A 16,766-nucleotide genomic window follows, 5' to 3' on the forward strand; every position below is an offset into this window, starting at 1 on the left:
TCACGCCTTTTCCGCGTGGATATAGGCGACCGCCTCGCGCAGTGCCGCTTCGTCCTTCGAGCGCATCTGATAGGCGTAATTTCCCATGGCGCGGCTGAAAACCTCTTCGATGGCCTGATGGTGGACGATCTTGTCGCGGTGCGCCGCTAGCACCTCCTCATGGCTGTGCAAATAGCGAAGGCGCCGCTTGCGGCTGGCGTAGGCGGTAAAATACTTGCCCTCGTAAGGGCCGCCGGCGGCATCCCTGACCACCATGTCGGCCCATGCAGCATAGACGTCGATGTCGAAGGTGTAGTTGATGGCATCGGTCATCCAGGCGCCGGGCGGGCGCATGTTGACCTCCAGCGCGATGACACGGTCGTCCTTGGTCTCGAACAACTCGATGTGGAAGAAGCGCTCGCGCACGTCGAACGCCTTCAGGATCTTGCGGCCGGCCTCCTCGACCGCCGGGCTGATCCTGGGAAAGCAGGTGTAGCTCATGTGGCGGTCCTTGTTGACCACCTCCATCACGCTCTGGTCGTAGCGGTGGCTGGCGGCCAGCACCACCTCGCCGTCACGGTTGACCAGGCCGTCAAACGTCACCACCAGCCCCTGGATGAACTGCTCCATGACGAAGGTCACGTCCTCGGGCTTGTCCTTGAAGAACTGGTCGAGCTCCTTGGCGCTGGAGATCTTGAAGGTGTTCGAGGCGCCGGAGCCTGAATCCGGCTTCACCACCACGGGATAGCCGACGCGGCGGATGAAGGTCATGGCCCCAGCGCGGTCGGAGCATTTGCGCTGTGCGATGGTGTCGACGCCGCTCTTGCGGAAGAAGGCGCGCATGCGGCTCTTGCGCTTCAGATTCTTCACGAAATCAAGCTTGGTGCCGTAGATGTTGAAGTCGGTGCGGATGTTGGCTTCCAGCTCCAGCCAGTGCTCGTTGAGCGATTCAAAGCGGTCGATACGGCCCCATTTGTGGATGAAATGCCCCATCGCCCGAAACACCGGATCGTAGTCCTCCATGTCGGCGACGCGGTAATATTCCGAAAGGGCTGCTTTCAGCTTGGCGTCGAGCGCGTCATAGGGTGCGTCGCCGATGCCAAGCACCCTGGCTCCGGCCTTCTTCAAACGGTCGCAGAAATCCGCGCCATTGGCGGGAAAATGCGGCGAGAAGAACACGAAATTCATGGATGACCCCCCTCCCGGCGACGGACATCGCAACCCGTCGATGCCCAAGTCTGGCGCATTTGCCGCGCCTGGGGAAGAGCACGCACGTTCGGGATAATATTCGACAGACCACGACACCCATGGGGGGCCCCACTTGCCTCTCACAAGCCGCTCCTGTATGAGAACCGCCATGAACACGCGCGCCACCAACGCTTCCCGTCCGACCGGTTTTTCCGGCGAGACCGTGCGCGCGCTGGCTTCGACCCTGCTTCTTCTCGGCCTTATCGGCGATCGCCGGGTTCGCTGAAGGAGCGCCCGGCGGTCGAACCGCCGCGCAAGCGCATGCTCCTTGGCAATCACATCAAGCGAACGAAATTCTGGTAAAGGCGCCGCTCGCCATCAATCCACCTGAAGGTGGATCCATGAGCCGCCGGGAGAAACGACGATGAACGCACGAGAAGAGATCCGTTCCGATGCCGCGGTAGCCGGCAAGGATGCGGCTAGAGGGATGCCTGACGCAGCCCGCAAATATCAGCCCTATCCCACCGTCGGCCTCACCGACCGCACCTGGCCCTCGAAGGTCATCGACAAGGCGCCGATCTGGTGCTCGGTCGACCTGCGCGACGGCAACCAGGCGCTGATCGACCCGATGGGCCACGAGCGCAAGGCGCGCATGTTCGGCTTGCTGCTCGACATGGGCTTCAAGGAGATCGAGATCGGCTTCCCGTCGGCCTCGCAGACCGATTTCGACTTTGCCCGCTGGTGCATCGAGGAAGGCAACGTACCCGCCGATGTCTCGCTCCAGGTGCTGGTGCAGTGCCGGCCTGAACTGATCACCCGCACCTTCGAGGCGCTGAAGGGCGCCACCAACCCGATCGTCCATTTCTACAATTCGACCAGCGAATTGCAGCGCCGCGTCGTCTTCGAAAAGGACGTCGGCGGCATCAAGCGCATCGCCACCGACGCGGCCAAGATGATCACCGACATGGCGGCCAAGGCCGGCGGCGGCTTTCGTTTCGAATATTCGCCGGAGAGTTTTACCGGCACCGAGCTCGAAGTGGCGCTGGAGATCTGCAACGCCGTCACCGAAATCGTCAGGCCGACGGCGGACAACAAGCTGATCATCAACCTGCCGTCGACGGTCGAGATGTCGACACCCAACATCTATGCCGACCGCATCGAGTGGATGTGCCGCAACCTCGACAACAGGGAGAACCTGCTGGTCTCGCTGCATCCGCACAATGACCGCGGCACCGGCATCGCCACCACCGAACTCGGCCTGATGGCTGGCGCCGACCGCGTCGAAGGCACGCTGTTCGGCAACGGCGAGCGCACCGGCAATGTCGATATCGTCACGCTGGCGCTCAACATGTACACGCAAGGTGTCGATCCCTTGATCGACTGCTCCGACATCAACCGGATGAAGGACGTCTACGAATATTCCAACCAGTTGAAGATCCCCGAGCGTCACCCCTATGTCGGCGAACTCGTCTACACCGCCTTTTCCGGCTCGCACCAGGATGCCATCAACAAAGGCATGAAGGCGCTGAAAAAGGCCAACACGCCGCACTGGGAGGTGCCCTACCTGCCGATCGATCCCGCCGATGTCGGCCGCAGCTACGAAGCCATCATCCGCATCAACTCGCAGTCCGGCAAGGGCGGCATCGCCTATGTGCTGCAGGCCGATTACGGCCTCAATTTGCCGCGCAATCTGCAGATCGAATTCAGCCAGGAGATCCAGGCGATCACCGACGCCGAGGGCAAGGAAGTGCCGGCCAGGCGCATCTACGAGCGCTTTCTCGAAACCTATGTCGACCAGCCTGCCGCGCGGCTGAAATTCCTCGATCATCACACCTATCCCAGCACCGAAATCAAGGGGCGGCGCGTGGTCGAGGCGGTCATCCTCGACAGCGGCAAGGAAGTGACGATCGCAGGCACAGGCACCGGTCCGATCGACGGCTTCGTCGATGCGCTGTCGCGCCATCTCGGCGTCGAGATGTCGGTGCTCGACTATTCCGAGCACTCGTTGCAGCGCGGCTCGAACGCGTCGGCCATTTCCTATGTCGAGATGGAATATCCCGGCGGCAAGCTGTTCGGCGCCGGCATCAACACCAACATCGTCGCCGCCTCGCTGGAAGCGGTGATGTCCGCCGCCAACCGCATCATTGGCAAGAAAGCCGGCTGACGCACGACCAGAACAAGGATCGGGACCACCCCAATCGGGTGATCGGTTCCGATCTTTCGGGCTATTAACCACCGCGGAATTATCCGGTGGGGTACGTGATCGCATAATGGGTGTATACTTGTGTGGCGGTGCGGGAACTATATGATCGCGCCTCAACCTGTGCCGACTTCGAGAGGATCGACACTTGCAGCATGCCACGCCTGCCGCCCCCGCAGTGCGCGAGACACTGGAGCGACTGCTTGCCAGCCAAACGTTCGGCCGATCCGAACGCGCGCGCAAGCTGCTGCGTTACCTTGTCGAACGCGAACAAGCCGGCGAAGGCGACAGGCTCAAGGGCTTCTCCATTGCCATGGATGTTTTCGGCAAGGACGGCGATTTCGATCCGTCCACCGATGCTGTCGTGCGGGTGCAGGCGGGCAGGCTGCGCGAGCTTCTGCAGCACTATTTTGCCAATGAGGGAATTGCCGAACCCGTCCGCATCGCCATTCCGCGCGGCGGCTATGTCCCTGCCTATGAATTGAACGCGATCCGGCTGCCGGATGTTCCCGAACTCAGTCTGGACGGCGCCGCATCCGCCGATCGGCCCAACGACGTCGGCGCGGGCATGCCGGATGCGGTGTCGCTGGCTTCGCCCACCCCCTCGGTGGCGCGCCATCTCCGTTTCTTCTGGGTGGCGATCGCCCTGGTCATCGCCATGCTGGGGGTGCTGATCCTTCGTCAGGGCAGCAGTGCCTTGCTGGCAGGCGGCGACATGTCGGCGACGATCGAGACCGCCGGCGCGACCGGAAGCATCGCGGCATCGGCCATGGCAGACACCCTGCCGCAAGTCTATATCGGCCTCAAGGCGGAAGGCGCCGATGCCAACCGTGTCGCCGCGTCGCTGCGCGCCGGCCTGAGCGGCTTCGATACGATCGACTTCATCGGCCGCGACACCGCCACCGATCCGGCCGACGATGCCACGAGCTTCATATTCGACATCTTGCCTGGGCCGGACGCGGGCGACATCACTATCGAGCTGCAAAGCATGGCGTCCGGACGGGTGCTTCTTTCACGCAATCTGACCTCCGCCGACAGCGCACCTACCGCGATCGAAGACCGTATTGCCGACATGCTGAGTTCAGCCCTTCCCGCCTCGGGCACGATCTACAATTATATCGAGCAGACCGGCGCGCCGAACGGTCTGACGCAATGCCTGCTGCTCAACGACAAATATTATCTCGACCAGAACGCTAGGACCCATGAGGCAGCCTATCGCTGCCTCGAGAAGCTGGCCAATGGCGGCACGAAATCCTCGCTCGTCTATTCGGAACTTGCCTCCCTGCATCTCGAGGCGGTCTCCGATCACTACGCCTATCCACCCAATGCGACGATTGAAAAGGCCGTGGAGTTTGCCCATCGCGGCGTGCAGATGGGTCCGACCAGTCCTTATGCGCATCGCTCCTACGGCTATGTCAGTTCGCGGCTCGGCAACACGGACGAAGCGATCCGCTGGATGCGCAAAGCCTATGAACTTAATACCTACGATCTCGGCATGGCTGCCGCTTACGGCTACGGGCTGATCTTCGCCGGCCGCTACGCGGAGGGAACGCCGATCCTTGCCCATGCCGCGGAGACCTTCAGCGGGCACTCGACATGGTGGGATTACGGACTGTTCGTCGGCGAATTCATGCAGGGCGACATGAACAAGGCCATCGCGGCCAGCACGGCATTGAGGACGACGGCCACGAAATCGCACTATCTGGCGGCGCGGCTGATCGGCGCCAAGGCTGCCGGACAGGACCATCTGGTGAGCACGTTGCTGAATCAACTGACCACCGAATTCCCTAAATTTGCCGCCGATCCACGCGCGACTTTCGTCGAGCGGAAATATCCAGCCGACCTGACCGAACGGCTGGTCCAGGCCCTGCGCGCCGCCGGGCTCGGCAACCCAAGCTGACGCCAATCGAGGCCGGCGGATTGGGCGCGCCGCCGAATGGATTTCCTGTGTTCCGATCGCCGATACAGGGTGGTTGCCAAGCTCTGTCCGCAACCGTACAAATCGCGAAAATTTTACTGGCCATCGCCGTGGACTAGGAGCAATCCAGCCACAATTGGTGTTTCGCATCCTGACAACAGCAAAAACTCAGCTTTCATGACCGCATCGCTTTTTGCCGCCGAACAGGGTGTGGGCTCGAAGGCCATTGTCCTGCTGCATGGTTTCGGCGGCTGCCACGATGTCTGGCGGGAGGTGATTTCCTCCCCGGCGCCTTCCGCGCACACGCTGGCCTATGATCTGCCGGGGCATGGGTTGTCACTCGATTTTCCCGCCGCCGGCCCGGCCAAGGTGGCGGCAAGGGCCGTGCTCGCCGATCTCTCCGAGCGTCGCCTGAAGCGCGTTCATCTGGTGGGCCACTCGATGGGCGGTGCGGTGGCGGCGCTGATGGCGCTGGCCGAGCCCGACAAAATAGCCTCGCTGACACTTCTGGCACCGGGCGGTCTTGGCCCAGAGATCAACGGGCCGCTGTTGCGTCGCTATGCCGGCGCAGCCGATCGGTCCGAGATCCGGGCTTGCCTCGCCGCCATGTCGGGGCCAGGGACCCGGCCCCTCGATCGCACGGTGGACGCTCTCTGGGAAATGCGCAGGCGACCCGGCCAGCTGGAAAAATTCGTCGAGATCGCAGCCGCCATGACCGTTGACGACCGGCAAGGCGTCATCCCGCATGATCGTCTCGACGGGCTGAACATGCCGGTGATGGTGGCGTGGGGAACCGACGACGCGGTGCTGCCCTTTACCCAGGCGGATGATCTGCCGGCGCATTTTCACGTGCACCATGTGCTGGAGGCCGGCCATATGCTGGCCGAGGAAGCCCCCGACCTCGTTGCCGAGATCATTCGCCGCAACACCAACCGCCGCGCCAGGCCGCATCGCCAGAAATTCGCCGCCGCGGCCAGCTGACCGTCTCGCGCACAACACTTTCCTGAGCCTCAATCCCGTCCACCTCGCCAGTGCATTTTGCCGGCGGCTGTGTTAACCCCGTGTTAACCAAACACGCGAGGCAACGCCGATGAAGGAAGCAGGCGAGAAGACCATCGACCAGTCGAAGAAACTGTCCGATGCCATCCGTGATGTGAAAAATGCCTTCGCCGACCGCGACGACGTCGTCGTCGATATGCGCGAGGCGCATCGCATGCGCCTCGATATGCTTGCCGCAGAGCTGGCGCCGGTTTTTGCCGATGTTCCCGCCGACATCGATAATTTCGACTTTGTCGTCTCGTCAGGCTTGCAGCCGCGCCTGTGGATCGACGCCGTCAGCCATGTCGCCATGGGACGCGACCGCCGCACCTATCGCTTCCTCAAGGACACCCGCATCGGCCGGGTGGTGCTTGCCGAATCCACCGAGATGAAGCCGGTTGCCGATTCCGTGACGCGCTATGTTGCCGAGCGCATCGTCGAGCGTCAGAGGATGATGGAAGGCGGGGTCGAACCGGCTATCGCCGGCATGAAACGCGCCGATGTCCCGGAAGCCGAACCGCCGCTGCGCGCGATGACGCGCGGCAAGCGCTGGTCGGCCTTTCTGTCCGGGCTTGGCCTGGTTGCCGCCGGCGCACTGGTCGGCCTTGTGGTGTCGGTCGTCTTGTTCTGGGACCGCATCGTGGCCATGGTTGTCAATTTGCGGCCATAGCGGCCTCGGCGCCAAGCTCCAGCGTCTGTAGATCGGATGGCGGTATGGACGGCCCGGTCAGGCCGCGCCGTGTCAGCCGGATTCGCCAATTGCCCTTTTCACCGTCGATGTCGAACAGATTGTACTGCGCCGCCGGGTGCTTGCCGCCCGGCGCCTGGCCGGCGGCAGCGACGCCGACCGCCGGGATCCTGACGCCTCGACCGCCGATGAAGAACAGCGACGGCAAATGCGAATGGCCGTGCAGCACAAGTTCGGCGCCATGGCGGCGAATGATCTTGTGAAAGCGGGCGATGCCGAACAGCCGCTTGTGCTGCGGGACCGCGCCACGCACCGGCGGATGGTGGATCATGATGGCGCGGAACAGTCCCTGTCCGGCGGTATCCCTAAGGATTTTGCCGAGCCGCTCCGCCTGGCCTTCCATGAAGAACCCATTGGCCATGAAGGGGGCTGTGGCGCGTGCCGTCGAGACGCCGATCAGCGCGACATTGCCGCGCACCCGCAGATAGGGGAAGGCGTTGCGGTCGACCGGCGTGTTGACGCCGTCGCCGCTCATCCACGCCGCCCAGGATCGGCAGACCTTGTCGAAGGCGCCGGGCACATAGGCGTCGTGGTTGCCCGGAACGACCGAAACATCGTGCGGCGATCCCAGCGTCTCCAGCCAGTGCTTGGCCATCTCGATCTCGCCGTCGAGCGCCAGGTTGACCAGGTCGCCGCTGACGGCGAGGTGGTCAGGCGTGTTCGCCTTGATGTCGGCGACGATCGTGTCGATGACGGCGTCATGCATATGGCGGCGGCGGTTGCGCTGCCAGTTGACGTAGCCGAGCACACGCTTGGAGGCGAGATCGCGATAGGATACATTGGGGAGCGGCCCCAGATGGACATCGGAAATATGCGCGAGCCTGAACATGCATCCTTCATAGGCGACAGGCGTCCCGCTTTCCACTCAAGCTTTCCTTGCTATCCACGGTTTCGCACCTGATGGCGACTGACCCGGAAAAGGCCTTCCGCCAGGCCGGCTGGGCGGGCCTCAGGGCCCGGCTGTTCCATGTCTATTTCGTGTTGCGGCGGCCGATGACGCTTGGCGTGCGCGGCCTGATCCACGACACGGCATCCAATTCCGTCTTCCTCATTCGCCACACCTATGTTCCGGGCTGGCAGCTTCCCGGCGGCGGCGTCGAAGTCGGCGAGACGCTTGACCAGGCGCTGGCACGCGAACTGGCCGAGGAAGGCAACATCGCACTGACTTCACCGCCAACACTGAAGTCGATGCATTTCAATCGCCGTTCCAGCCGGCGCGACCATGTCGGCTTCTACCTGATCGAGCATTTCAGCCAGACGGCGCCGAAGCTGCCAGACCACGAGATCGCCGAAGCCGGCTTCTTCCCGCTCGACCGCTTGCCGCAAGGCACGACGCCGGCAACGCTGCGGCGGATCGCCGAGATTTTTGGCGCCGAGCAGCCTTCGCCCTACTGGTAGATCAGGCCGCCGCTTTCTCGAACCGCGCCCGGTCATGCCGTGCGCCGTAATCCAGTTCCGGCCCGACCGGAACGATCCGCGTCGGATTGATCGTTTCGTGGCTGCCGTAGTAATGCGCCTTGATGTGATGCAGGTTCACGGTCTCGGCGACACCAGGCACCTGATAGAGGTCGCGCAGATAGTTCGACAGGTTCGGATAGTCGGCGATACGGCGCAGATTGCATTTGAAATGGCCGACATAGACCGGGTCGAAGCGCACCAGTGTGGTGAACAGCCGCCAGTCGGCCTCGGTGATACGGTTATCGACGAGATAGCGCTGTTTTGACAGCCGCTCCTCCAGCGTATCCAACGCCGCGAACAATTCGCCGAACGCCTCTTCATAGGCGCGTTGCGTGGTGGCGAAGCCGGCGCGGTAGACGCCATTGTTGACCGCGGGATAGACCAGCGCATTGATGCGGTCGATCTCGCGGCGCAGGTCCTGGGGATAGAAGTCGAGGTTGGCGTCACCCCATTCATCGAAGGCTGAATTCAGCATGCGGATGATCTCGGAAGATTCGTTGGAGACGATGGTCTGTTCCTTTTTGTCCCACAGCACCGGTACCGTCACCCGGCCCGAATAGGCGGGATCGGCTCTGGCATAGATCTGGTGCAGGAAGTCGAGGCCGTAGAGCGTGTCGCCGGTAGCGCCGTCCTCAGCCAAAAACGTCCAGCCATTGGCGCCCATGAAATGATGCACCACCGACACCGATATGATGCCTTCCAGCTTCTTCAGCGCACGAAAGATCAACGTCCGATGCGCCCACGGACAGGCAAGCGAGACATAGAGATGATAGCGGCCGGGCTCGGCCTTGAAGCCGCGCGTCCGGCCTTCGGCCGGCGCCCCGTCAACGGTGATCCAGTCGCGCCATTGCGACTGCGTCCGCACGAACCTGCCGCCATTGTCGGCCGTATCATACCAGCGATCCTGCCACCTGCCTTCAACCAGCAATCCCATGCAAATCTCCTTGCGTCCTGTTCCCTTATGTAGGCGCAAGGTTGCCCTGTCGAAGACGTCAGGTACTGAACAGACCGTCACTTGGCCGAAACGGCGGGCAAAAACGTCCGATTGCAGCGGCGGGAAATTGATGCTAGCGGACAATCCGCATGTTCGACTTTGCTTTGATCCGGTTTGACCGACGACGAAAGGGCGCCCGCGCTTGATGAAGCGCTGACTGGCGAATGCTGCCGTTTGCAGCAACCTTTCCTCCTTACCGGAACGCAAAGACCATGAGCCTTGCCGACGTGAAATACCTGCCGGAAACCCCGGCGCATGACCCCCAGATCGAAGCCATCAACGACGAAGCCTTCGGACCAGGCCGCTTTGTGCTGGCCGCCTACAAGATCCGCGAAGCCGGAGGGCACGAACGCTCGTTGTCCTTTGTCGCCGTCGACGGCGACCTTGTCGTCGCCTCGGTGCGCATGACCCGCGTCGCCGCCGGCGCCGGTCGTGCATTGATGCTCGGGCCGCTTGCGGTGCGTCCGGCCTTCAAGAATCTCGGCATTGGCCGCCGGCTGGTGGCGATCGCGCTGGAGGCGGCCGCCAAGGCCGGTGAGCCTGCCGTCATGCTGGTCGGTGACGAACCCTACTATGGTCCGCTCGGTTTCAAGCGGATCCCACGCGGCCAGATTTCAATGCCGCGTCCCGTCGATCTCGACCGGCTGCTGTCACACGAGATCGCGCCGGGCGCGGTCGCCAGGCTCTCGGGCGAGGTCTGCCACGCCGATCAAGCCAGGATTGCCGATCCTACCGCGGCGATGGCTTGACCTTTCCCGTGGATCCGGCGCCTGATCCGTCCCACCGTTCCTGAGATCAAAGGATGTCGGCATGAATCCGAATGGCCAGATCGCGATCATCACCGGCGGCGGCTCCGGTCTTGGCGAGGCAACGGCGCGCGCGCTGGCCGCCAAGGGCGCCCGCGTCGCCATCTTCGACGTCGGTATTGATCGCGCGGCCAAGGTCGCGGCCGAGATCGGCGGCATTGCCATCCAATGCGACGTCAGCAGCGCCGACAGCGGGATTGCTGCATTCACCGACGTCGCCGCCAAGCTTGGCGAACCGCGTATCCTGGTCAATTGCGCCGGCATTGCCATTGGCGTGAAGACGATCGGCAAAGATGGCCCCCATCCCCTCGATCAGTATCGCAAGGTGATCGAGGTCAATCTGATCGGCACGTTCAACATGATCCGCCTCGTCGCCGAGCGCGCGTCAAAGCTGGAGCCGCTGCAAGGTGGCGAGCGCGGCGTCATCGTCAACACCGCTTCGGTTGCCGCCTATGATGGCCAGATCGGCCAGGCCGCCTATGCGGCGTCCAAGGGCGGCGTCGTCGGTATGACGCTGCCGGTGGCGCGCGACCTTGCCCGTTCCGGTATCCGCGTCTGCACCATCGCCCCCGGCATCTTCAAGACGCCGATGATGGCCGGTATGCCGCAAGAGGTGCAGGATTCTCTGGGCGCCGCCGTGCCCTTCCCGTCGCGCCTGGGCGAGCCATCCGAATATGCCGCTCTCGCCCTGCACATCATCGAGAACCAGATGTTGAATGGCGAGACCATTCGTCTCGACGGTGCCATCCGCATGGCGCCGAAATAGCCGGTCATGAGCACCGGCCTGGTCGCTGCCGGGAAGGCCGGTCCGCTTGCCGGGCTGAAGGTGATCGAGATGGCCGGGCTCGGCCCCGTGCCGCTGGCCGGCCTGTTGCTGTCGGAGATGGGCGCGCAAGTGCTGCGCATCGAACGGGCGGGGACGGGCCAACTCCCGTCGCTGCCGCATGAGTACAACATCGACCGCCACGGTCGCGCCCTCCTGCGCCTCGACCTGAAGCGCCGGGAAGGCACCGATCTGCTGCTGCGCCTGGCGGAAAAAGCCGACATGTTGCTCGAAGGGTTTCGTCCCGATGTCATGGAACGGCTTGGCCTCGGCCCCGAAGCGGTGCTGGCTCGCAATCCGGCGCTGATCTACGGCCGCATGACCGGCTTCGGCCAGGACGGCCCGCTCGCCGGCCGCGCCGGCCATGACATCACCTACCTCGCCCATTGCGGCGTGCTGCATGCAATTGGCCACGCCGACAACCGCCCGATCCCGCCGCTCAACCTTGTCGCCGACTATGGCGGTGGCGCCATGATGCTGATTGCCGGGATGCTGGCCGCCTTGTTCCAACGCTCGCGCACCGGCAAGGGGGAGGTCATCGACGCCGCGATGGTCGAAGGCGCCTCGATGCTGGCAGTGCCCCTGCACGCCTTGATGGCCGCTGGGTTGTGGAGCGAAAAGCGCGGCACGAACCTGCTCGATTCCGGCGCCCCCTTCTACGACACCTATGAGACGTCGGACGGGCGCCATATCGCAATCGGCTGCCTCGAGTCGCAATTCTTCGCCGAATTCGCCAATCTGCTGCCGCTTGACGAGCGCTTTGTGTCCGGCCGGTACGACAAGGCATTGTGGCCGCCGATGCGCGCGGCCATTGCCGATCGGGTCCGGCAGAAATCGCGCGACGACTGGGACCTTCTGTTTGCCCAGACCGATGCCTGCGTCGCCCCCGTCCTGTCGTTGCAAGAGGCGAAGCACCACCCGCACAATCGGGCGCGCAACGCCTTTGTGACGGCTGGTGCATTCGAGCGCCCTGCCCCGGCGCCGCGTTTCTCCGGCTCGCAGCCGACACCGGTTACTATGCCCGGCGATGAGGATTTGTCGCCGGCGACAATACTGGCACGTTTCGGCTTTGCGAAAGCCGAGATCGACGACCTTGTCAAATCCGGTTTGCTGATCGACAACTAGACAAGAACATCAACTTATTTCGGTGATGCCTTGGTCGAACCGAAGAAGGACGTGATCCGCGAGACGGACGCCGAGGCGATCCGGCTGGCGAAGACGCTTCTGCGCAGCGCCCGCTTTGGCGCGCTGGCGGTGATCGAACCGCAAACCGGCTCGCCGCTGGCCAGCAGGGTCGGCGTGGCCACCGACATCGACGGCGTGCCGCTGATCCTGGTGTCGATGCTCTCGCCGCACACCGGCGCCCTGCTTGCCGATCCGCGCTGCTCCCTGTTGCTTGGCGAACCCGGCAAGGGTGACCCGCTGGCACACCCGCGCCTGACACTGGTCTGCCAGGCGGTAAGGCTTCAGCGCGGCTCAAGCGAACACGCCCGCACCGAGCGCCGTTATCTCAACCGCAATCCCAAGGCGAAACTTTACGCCGGTCTCGGCGACTTTTCGATCTTTCGCCTCGAGCCGCAACGCGCCAGCCTCAACGGTGGCTTCGGCAAGGCCTATCAGCTCGACCAATCGGATCTGCTCACCAGCGGACCGATCGTCGAGGAACTGGCGGCGAGCGAACAATCCGCCATCGACCACATGAACGCCGACCATCTCGACGCGATCGCCGTTTATGCAAAGCATTTCACGAAAGTGTCCGGCAACGGCTGGAGCGTTGCCGGATTCGATGCCGATGGTATGGATCTGGTATGGGGCGACGAAGTTTGCCGGGTCTTCTTCCCCCAACCCTTGGCAGCAGCACGCGAATTGCGACACGTTCTGGTCGAAATGGTCAGGGTCGGCCGGGCCTCGGTCGACACCGGGACAGGACTTAATTATATTTGATCAAAAGCAACACTTGAGATTTAAATGAAATGCTCTACCTTTTGCCAGTGACGTTGAATCGCCTGCGCCGATTCACGAGTGAGTTTATGGAATCAGACGCCATTGCCCCCATGGCGTCAGGATGAACAAGAAGCATGGGGGATCGATGGTCTCGACAAAGCTAATCGTCAACGCCGAATCGGCGGCCGAATTTCTCATGCTGATGGGCAATGAGAAACGGCTGTTGATCATGAGCTATCTCGCCGACGGTGAAATGTCGGTCGGCGCCATCGCCGAGAAGGTGATGCTCAGTCAATCCGCCCTGTCCCAGCATCTGGCCAAGTTGCGGGCGCTCGATCTCGTCGACACCCGCCGCGACCGGCAGATGATTTACTATTCCTGCAAATCCGACGCCGTGCGCGAACTGCTCGACATGCTGGACGGCATTTTCGGCAGTGGCAAGGATGACCTGTCCCAGATGGCGCACCGTTTGCGCCGTGCCGGAACCTGACCATCCATAGCCGCTGACCTCGCCGGCGATTTCAAAGCGACATGCGCCTATCCGGGCGCACAGAGGTAGCTGGTCGTTTTCAGAGCGACGTGCGCCCATTCGGACGCACAGAAGGTAGCCGGTCGTTTTCAGAGCGACGTGCGCCCATTCGGGCGCACAGAGGTAGCCGGTCGTTTTCAGAGTGACGTGCGCCCATTCGGGCGCACAGAGGTAGCCGGTCGTCCCGAATTGTCGCATCGTGCTTTCCGAACCAAAGGTGAGCGCCGGCAATCGGCTCGGATTTTCGGGCCGATGCGACGGCCGCGAGGAATGCATGGATCCCATTCGCATCGACGACCCGCAAGATCCGCGCGTCGCTGCCTATCTCGACATCCGCGAGCGTGACCTCGCCGGCCGGCAAGGTCGCTTCGTCGCCGAAGGTAAGGTGGTGTTGGACCTGCTTCTCTCGGCTGGGCGCTTTGCCGCCGAATCGGTACTGGTCCTCGAAAACCGGCTGGCCGGCCTTGAGGATATCCTGCGCAAGGCGCCGGCCGGTCTCCCGGTCTATGTCGCCACCAGCGCGGTGATGGACGCAATCGCCGGGTTTCACATGCATCGCGGCATCCTGGCCATGGGACGCAAGGGGGCGCCGCAGTCAGCAGAGGCTTTGCTCGATGCCTTGCCGGCCCGGGCGCTTGTCGTGGTGCTCGTCGGCATCGCCAATCATGACAATGTGGGCTCGATCTTCCGCAACGCCGCTGCCTTTGGCGCCGACGCGATACTGCTGGATGCGACATGCTGCGATCCGCTCTACCGCAAGGCGATCCGCGTTTCCGTCGGCGCTGCGCTCAAGATCCCGTTCGCTTCGTTCACCGACACCGCCGGCTTCACGACGATGCTCACCCGGCGGGGCTTCGAACAATTCGCGCTGTCGCCACGCGGGCGAACCGTCATCCGCGATGCGCAGCGGAGCGAGCGCCTGGCGCTCTATCTCGGTACCGAGGGCGAAGGCTTGCCGGACAGCCTGCTCACAAGCCTGCACACCGTGCGGATCGCCATGTCGGAAGGCTTCGACAGCCTGAACGTCGCAGCCGCCTCAGCCATCGCGCTGCACCATTTTTCCGCAAAAGAGAGCTGATCTCAGCTTGTCGCGTCTGCCTTCTGCAAATCCCGCACGCGGTCGGCAAGACTGCGGTTGCCGGAGCGTGCATCCGAAGGTGACGCCAGCGCCCTGGCGATCGGTGAACCAGGCCCCTCGAGCTTGGCCGTCAGATGGACGACCTCCGCCGCGAGTTCACTCATCTGCTCGCGCAGGGCGGAGCTGCCGTCCGTGGGATTGGACGCGGCCAGCGCGGTGACATCCGCCTTCAGCCGCTTGTTCTCGCGCGCCAGCGCCGTCAGCCTGGCCTCAAGCCGCTCACGGTCGCTGTCGAGCTTGGCAATTGCCTTGTCGAGGTCGTCGCTCTTGGCCGTTTCGTCGCCTTTGCCGACCAGCCGCAAGGCCGGCGCGCTGTCCCCAGCTTTCGATTTTTCGCGCATGCGCGCCAGTTCCTTTTCACGGCGGTCGAGCTTGTCCTCGCGATCGGCAAGCGTGGCCAGCAGCCGTTCGACCTTCTTGTCGAGCTCGGCGGTCCTTTTCTTCTCGGCTTTCAGCGCGTCGCGCGCTGCCTTGCTTTCGGCCGCGATCTCCTGGCCGCGCCTGTCCGCTTCCTTGCGCTGACCGCGCAGCAGCGCAATGTCACTGGCGAGTTTCTGCATTTCGGATTCACGCGCCACGAGTTCGATCTGCCGGCTGCTGGAGGAAAAACTGGCGTCGTCATACATGCGCTCGAGCTTCTCCAGCTCGAGCGCGCGCTTTTCCAGCTTGCGTTCGGTTTCCTTCAGTCGCTCCGAAAGCTGCTGCAACTCGCCCTCGCGTTGGCGCAACGCTTCGTTCTTGGCGCCGAGTTCGGTCAGCGCATGGTTCTTGTCCATGCGCTCGACCGCCAGCCCCTTCAGGGCCTCGCGACCGCGATTGATCTCGACGAGTTGTTCGGCGGCCTTCTCGCGCAACGCCTTGACGCTGATTTCGAGGCGGCGCGTCGACATGGCGTACTCGGCGCGGATGCGGTCCTTGTCCGCCTGGATCTCGGTTTGCGTCAGGGGGATCGAGCCTTCGATGCGTCTGCGCGTCAGGGCGACGGCGCGGCGCCATATGGCCGGAGCCACCATAAGCGCCAGAAAGCCGGCGCAGAGAAAGCCAAGGACGAAGAACAGGACCGACTGGACCAAGTGACTACCCGTTGTGGACGGCAACCATCAAACCAATGCATGTCGCCCAAAAGTGGGAACCGGTTTTGGGGCAACGACATGCAGCAAGACAAAACAAAAGCGCGTCGAGCGCTTTTGACTGTGCCACGTTGACATGGCGGAAATCCAGCGCTGCGGCAAGGATTTGCCGCAAGGAGACGGGTTTAATGCATGTCGCCCAAAAGTGGTCCCGGTTTTGGGGGAACGACATGCATAAGCCAAAGACCCTTAGCTCAGAACGGATTCCAGGTGGCGCGCTCGGTAAGCTTCAAATAGCCGAGATTGACGCCAAGCCGGGCACCGACACCAGTGCGGATCGGCACCAAAATCACATTGTTGTTCTTCAGCACATTGAAGCCGACACCAGCCACCACATAGGCCGAACCGGCTACGCCGCCATAGCGGTTGTAGAGGCTGCCCACATCGTCGAGATTGTAGACTAGCATCATCACCCGTGACCCTTCGCCGCCGAAATCCCAGCCGAGCGACGGGCCTTGCCAGAACACTTTGTGATCGCCGGCATTCTTGGTGTAGAGCGTGCCTTCGCCGTAGGTCAGGCCGCCGATCAGCGCGCCCGAGCCCTCTTCGCCCAGCAGATAGCCGTTGGGCAGGCCGTAGGAAGCAAAGATCTTCTCGACGACGGTGGCGAGCCCGCCTGATGTAGCGCCGAAGAACTTGTGACCGGAATCGACAATCTCCTGAGCGGTGTATTCCTGGGCCCGCAGGGCTGAAGTCGAGAAGACGAGAACGCCCAGGAGCGCGACCGCCATTGAGAAGACACGGAGAAAGCTCCGGTCGTAGTATCGGGAAAACATGCTTCCAATCTCCGTCAGGGAGCACCTTCGCCGACGCCTCGCACCCCGTACGGCTCTTTTAGCCGGCCGTTAAGGGTAACTGTTACGGGCAAACTAT

Annotated in this window: 16 protein-coding genes; 11 read left to right on the top strand and 5 right to left on the bottom strand. The window is 62.9% G+C overall.

What is annotated here, in order from left to right:
* Window positions 1-1,167 carry an ATP-grasp domain-containing protein gene (locus ASD12_RS30950; RefSeq protein ID WP_056595852.1) on the bottom strand — a complete coding sequence of 389 codons (1,167 nt, stop codon included), beginning with the start codon at window positions 1,165-1,167 and terminating at the stop codon, window positions 1-3.
* A gap of 424 nt (window positions 1,168-1,591) precedes the next feature.
* On the opposite strand from ASD12_RS30950, the gene leuA reads away from it, so the two are divergent.
* From leuA to ASD12_RS30970, 4 genes are all read left to right on the top strand, one after another.
* Entirely contained in the window at window positions 1,592-3,331 is a 1,740-nt protein-coding gene (leuA, locus tag ASD12_RS30955; RefSeq protein WP_056595855.1) for a 2-isopropylmalate synthase, read from the top strand.
* Between the two features lie 184 nt (window positions 3,332-3,515).
* A complete protein-coding gene (locus tag ASD12_RS30960) occupies window positions 3,516-5,267 on the top strand; it encodes a hypothetical protein (RefSeq protein ID WP_056595857.1) in 1,752 nt (583 codons plus the stop codon).
* Between the two features lie 195 nt (window positions 5,268-5,462).
* Window positions 5,463-6,266 carry an alpha/beta fold hydrolase gene (locus ASD12_RS30965; protein ID WP_056595861.1) on the top strand — a complete coding sequence of 268 codons (804 nt, stop codon included), beginning with the start codon at window positions 5,463-5,465 and terminating at the stop codon, window positions 6,264-6,266.
* A 109-nt stretch (window positions 6,267-6,375) separates the two neighbouring features.
* A complete protein-coding gene (locus ASD12_RS30970) occupies window positions 6,376-6,993 on the top strand; it encodes a hypothetical protein (RefSeq protein WP_056595864.1) in 618 nt (205 codons plus the stop codon).
* On the opposite strand, the gene ASD12_RS30975 is transcribed toward ASD12_RS30970, so the two are convergent.
* Window positions 6,977-7,900, bottom strand: coding sequence for a metallophosphoesterase (locus ASD12_RS30975; protein WP_082525775.1), 924 nt, complete (start codon window positions 7,898-7,900; stop codon window positions 6,977-6,979). The two genes, ASD12_RS30970 and ASD12_RS30975, sit on opposite strands and share 17 nt — an antisense overlap.
* A 71-nt stretch (window positions 7,901-7,971) precedes the next feature.
* Between ASD12_RS30975 and ASD12_RS30980 the strand changes: the two genes are divergently transcribed.
* Window positions 7,972-8,469 (top strand): NUDIX domain-containing protein, encoded by a 498-nt coding sequence (locus ASD12_RS30980; protein WP_056595870.1) that lies wholly within the window; start codon window positions 7,972-7,974, stop codon window positions 8,467-8,469.
* 1 nt (window position 8,470) lies between these two features.
* Here ASD12_RS30980 and ASD12_RS30985 read toward each other — a convergent pair whose 3' ends face one another.
* Window positions 8,471-9,463: a glutathione S-transferase family protein gene (locus tag ASD12_RS30985; protein ID WP_056595873.1), complete on the bottom strand. Its 993-nt coding sequence runs from the start codon at window positions 9,461-9,463 to the stop codon at window positions 8,471-8,473.
* 272 nt (window positions 9,464-9,735) lie between these two features.
* On the opposite strand from ASD12_RS30985, the gene ASD12_RS30990 reads away from it, so the two are divergent.
* The 6 genes from ASD12_RS30990 (at window position 9,736) to ASD12_RS31015 (ending at window position 14,703) form a co-directional block, all read left to right on the top strand.
* Window positions 9,736-10,272: an N-acetyltransferase gene (locus tag ASD12_RS30990; RefSeq protein WP_056595876.1), complete on the top strand. Its 537-nt coding sequence runs from the start codon at window positions 9,736-9,738 to the stop codon at window positions 10,270-10,272.
* Between the two features lie 61 nt (window positions 10,273-10,333).
* Entirely contained in the window at window positions 10,334-11,095 is a 762-nt protein-coding gene (locus ASD12_RS30995; RefSeq protein ID WP_056595879.1) for a 3-hydroxyacyl-CoA dehydrogenase, read from the top strand.
* 6 nt (window positions 11,096-11,101) lie between these two features.
* Entirely contained in the window at window positions 11,102-12,277 is a 1,176-nt protein-coding gene (locus ASD12_RS31000) for a CaiB/BaiF CoA-transferase family protein (protein WP_056595882.1), read from the top strand.
* A 30-nt stretch (window positions 12,278-12,307) separates the two neighbouring features.
* Window positions 12,308-13,096, top strand: a complete 789-nt coding sequence (locus tag ASD12_RS31005; protein WP_056595884.1) for a HugZ family protein — start codon at window positions 12,308-12,310, stop codon at window positions 13,094-13,096.
* Window positions 13,097-13,241: 145 nt separating this feature from the next.
* A complete protein-coding gene (locus ASD12_RS31010; protein ID WP_056595887.1) occupies window positions 13,242-13,586 on the top strand; it encodes a metalloregulator ArsR/SmtB family transcription factor in 345 nt (114 codons plus the stop codon).
* A 313-nt stretch (window positions 13,587-13,899) separates the two neighbouring features.
* The gene (locus ASD12_RS31015) at window positions 13,900-14,703 is read left to right on the top strand and encodes an RNA methyltransferase (protein ID WP_056596018.1); all 804 of its coding nucleotides are present in this window, start codon (window positions 13,900-13,902) and stop codon (window positions 14,701-14,703) included.
* A gap of 2 nt (window positions 14,704-14,705) precedes the next feature.
* Here the strand turns inward: ASD12_RS31015 and ASD12_RS31020 are convergent, their stop codons facing one another.
* Complete coding sequence (locus ASD12_RS31020) at window positions 14,706-15,836, bottom strand: hypothetical protein (RefSeq protein WP_056595891.1); 1,131 nt, start codon at window positions 15,834-15,836, stop codon at window positions 14,706-14,708.
* 251 nt (window positions 15,837-16,087) lie between these two features.
* Window positions 16,088-16,624, bottom strand: coding sequence for an EipA family protein (locus ASD12_RS31025; RefSeq protein WP_244483028.1), 537 nt, complete (start codon window positions 16,622-16,624; stop codon window positions 16,088-16,090).
* Window positions 16,625-16,766: the final 142 nt, after the last annotated feature.

Origin of the sequence: Mesorhizobium sp. Root102 (assembly GCF_001425625.1) — a bacterium.
GTDB lineage: Bacteria > Pseudomonadota > Alphaproteobacteria > Rhizobiales > Rhizobiaceae > Mesorhizobium.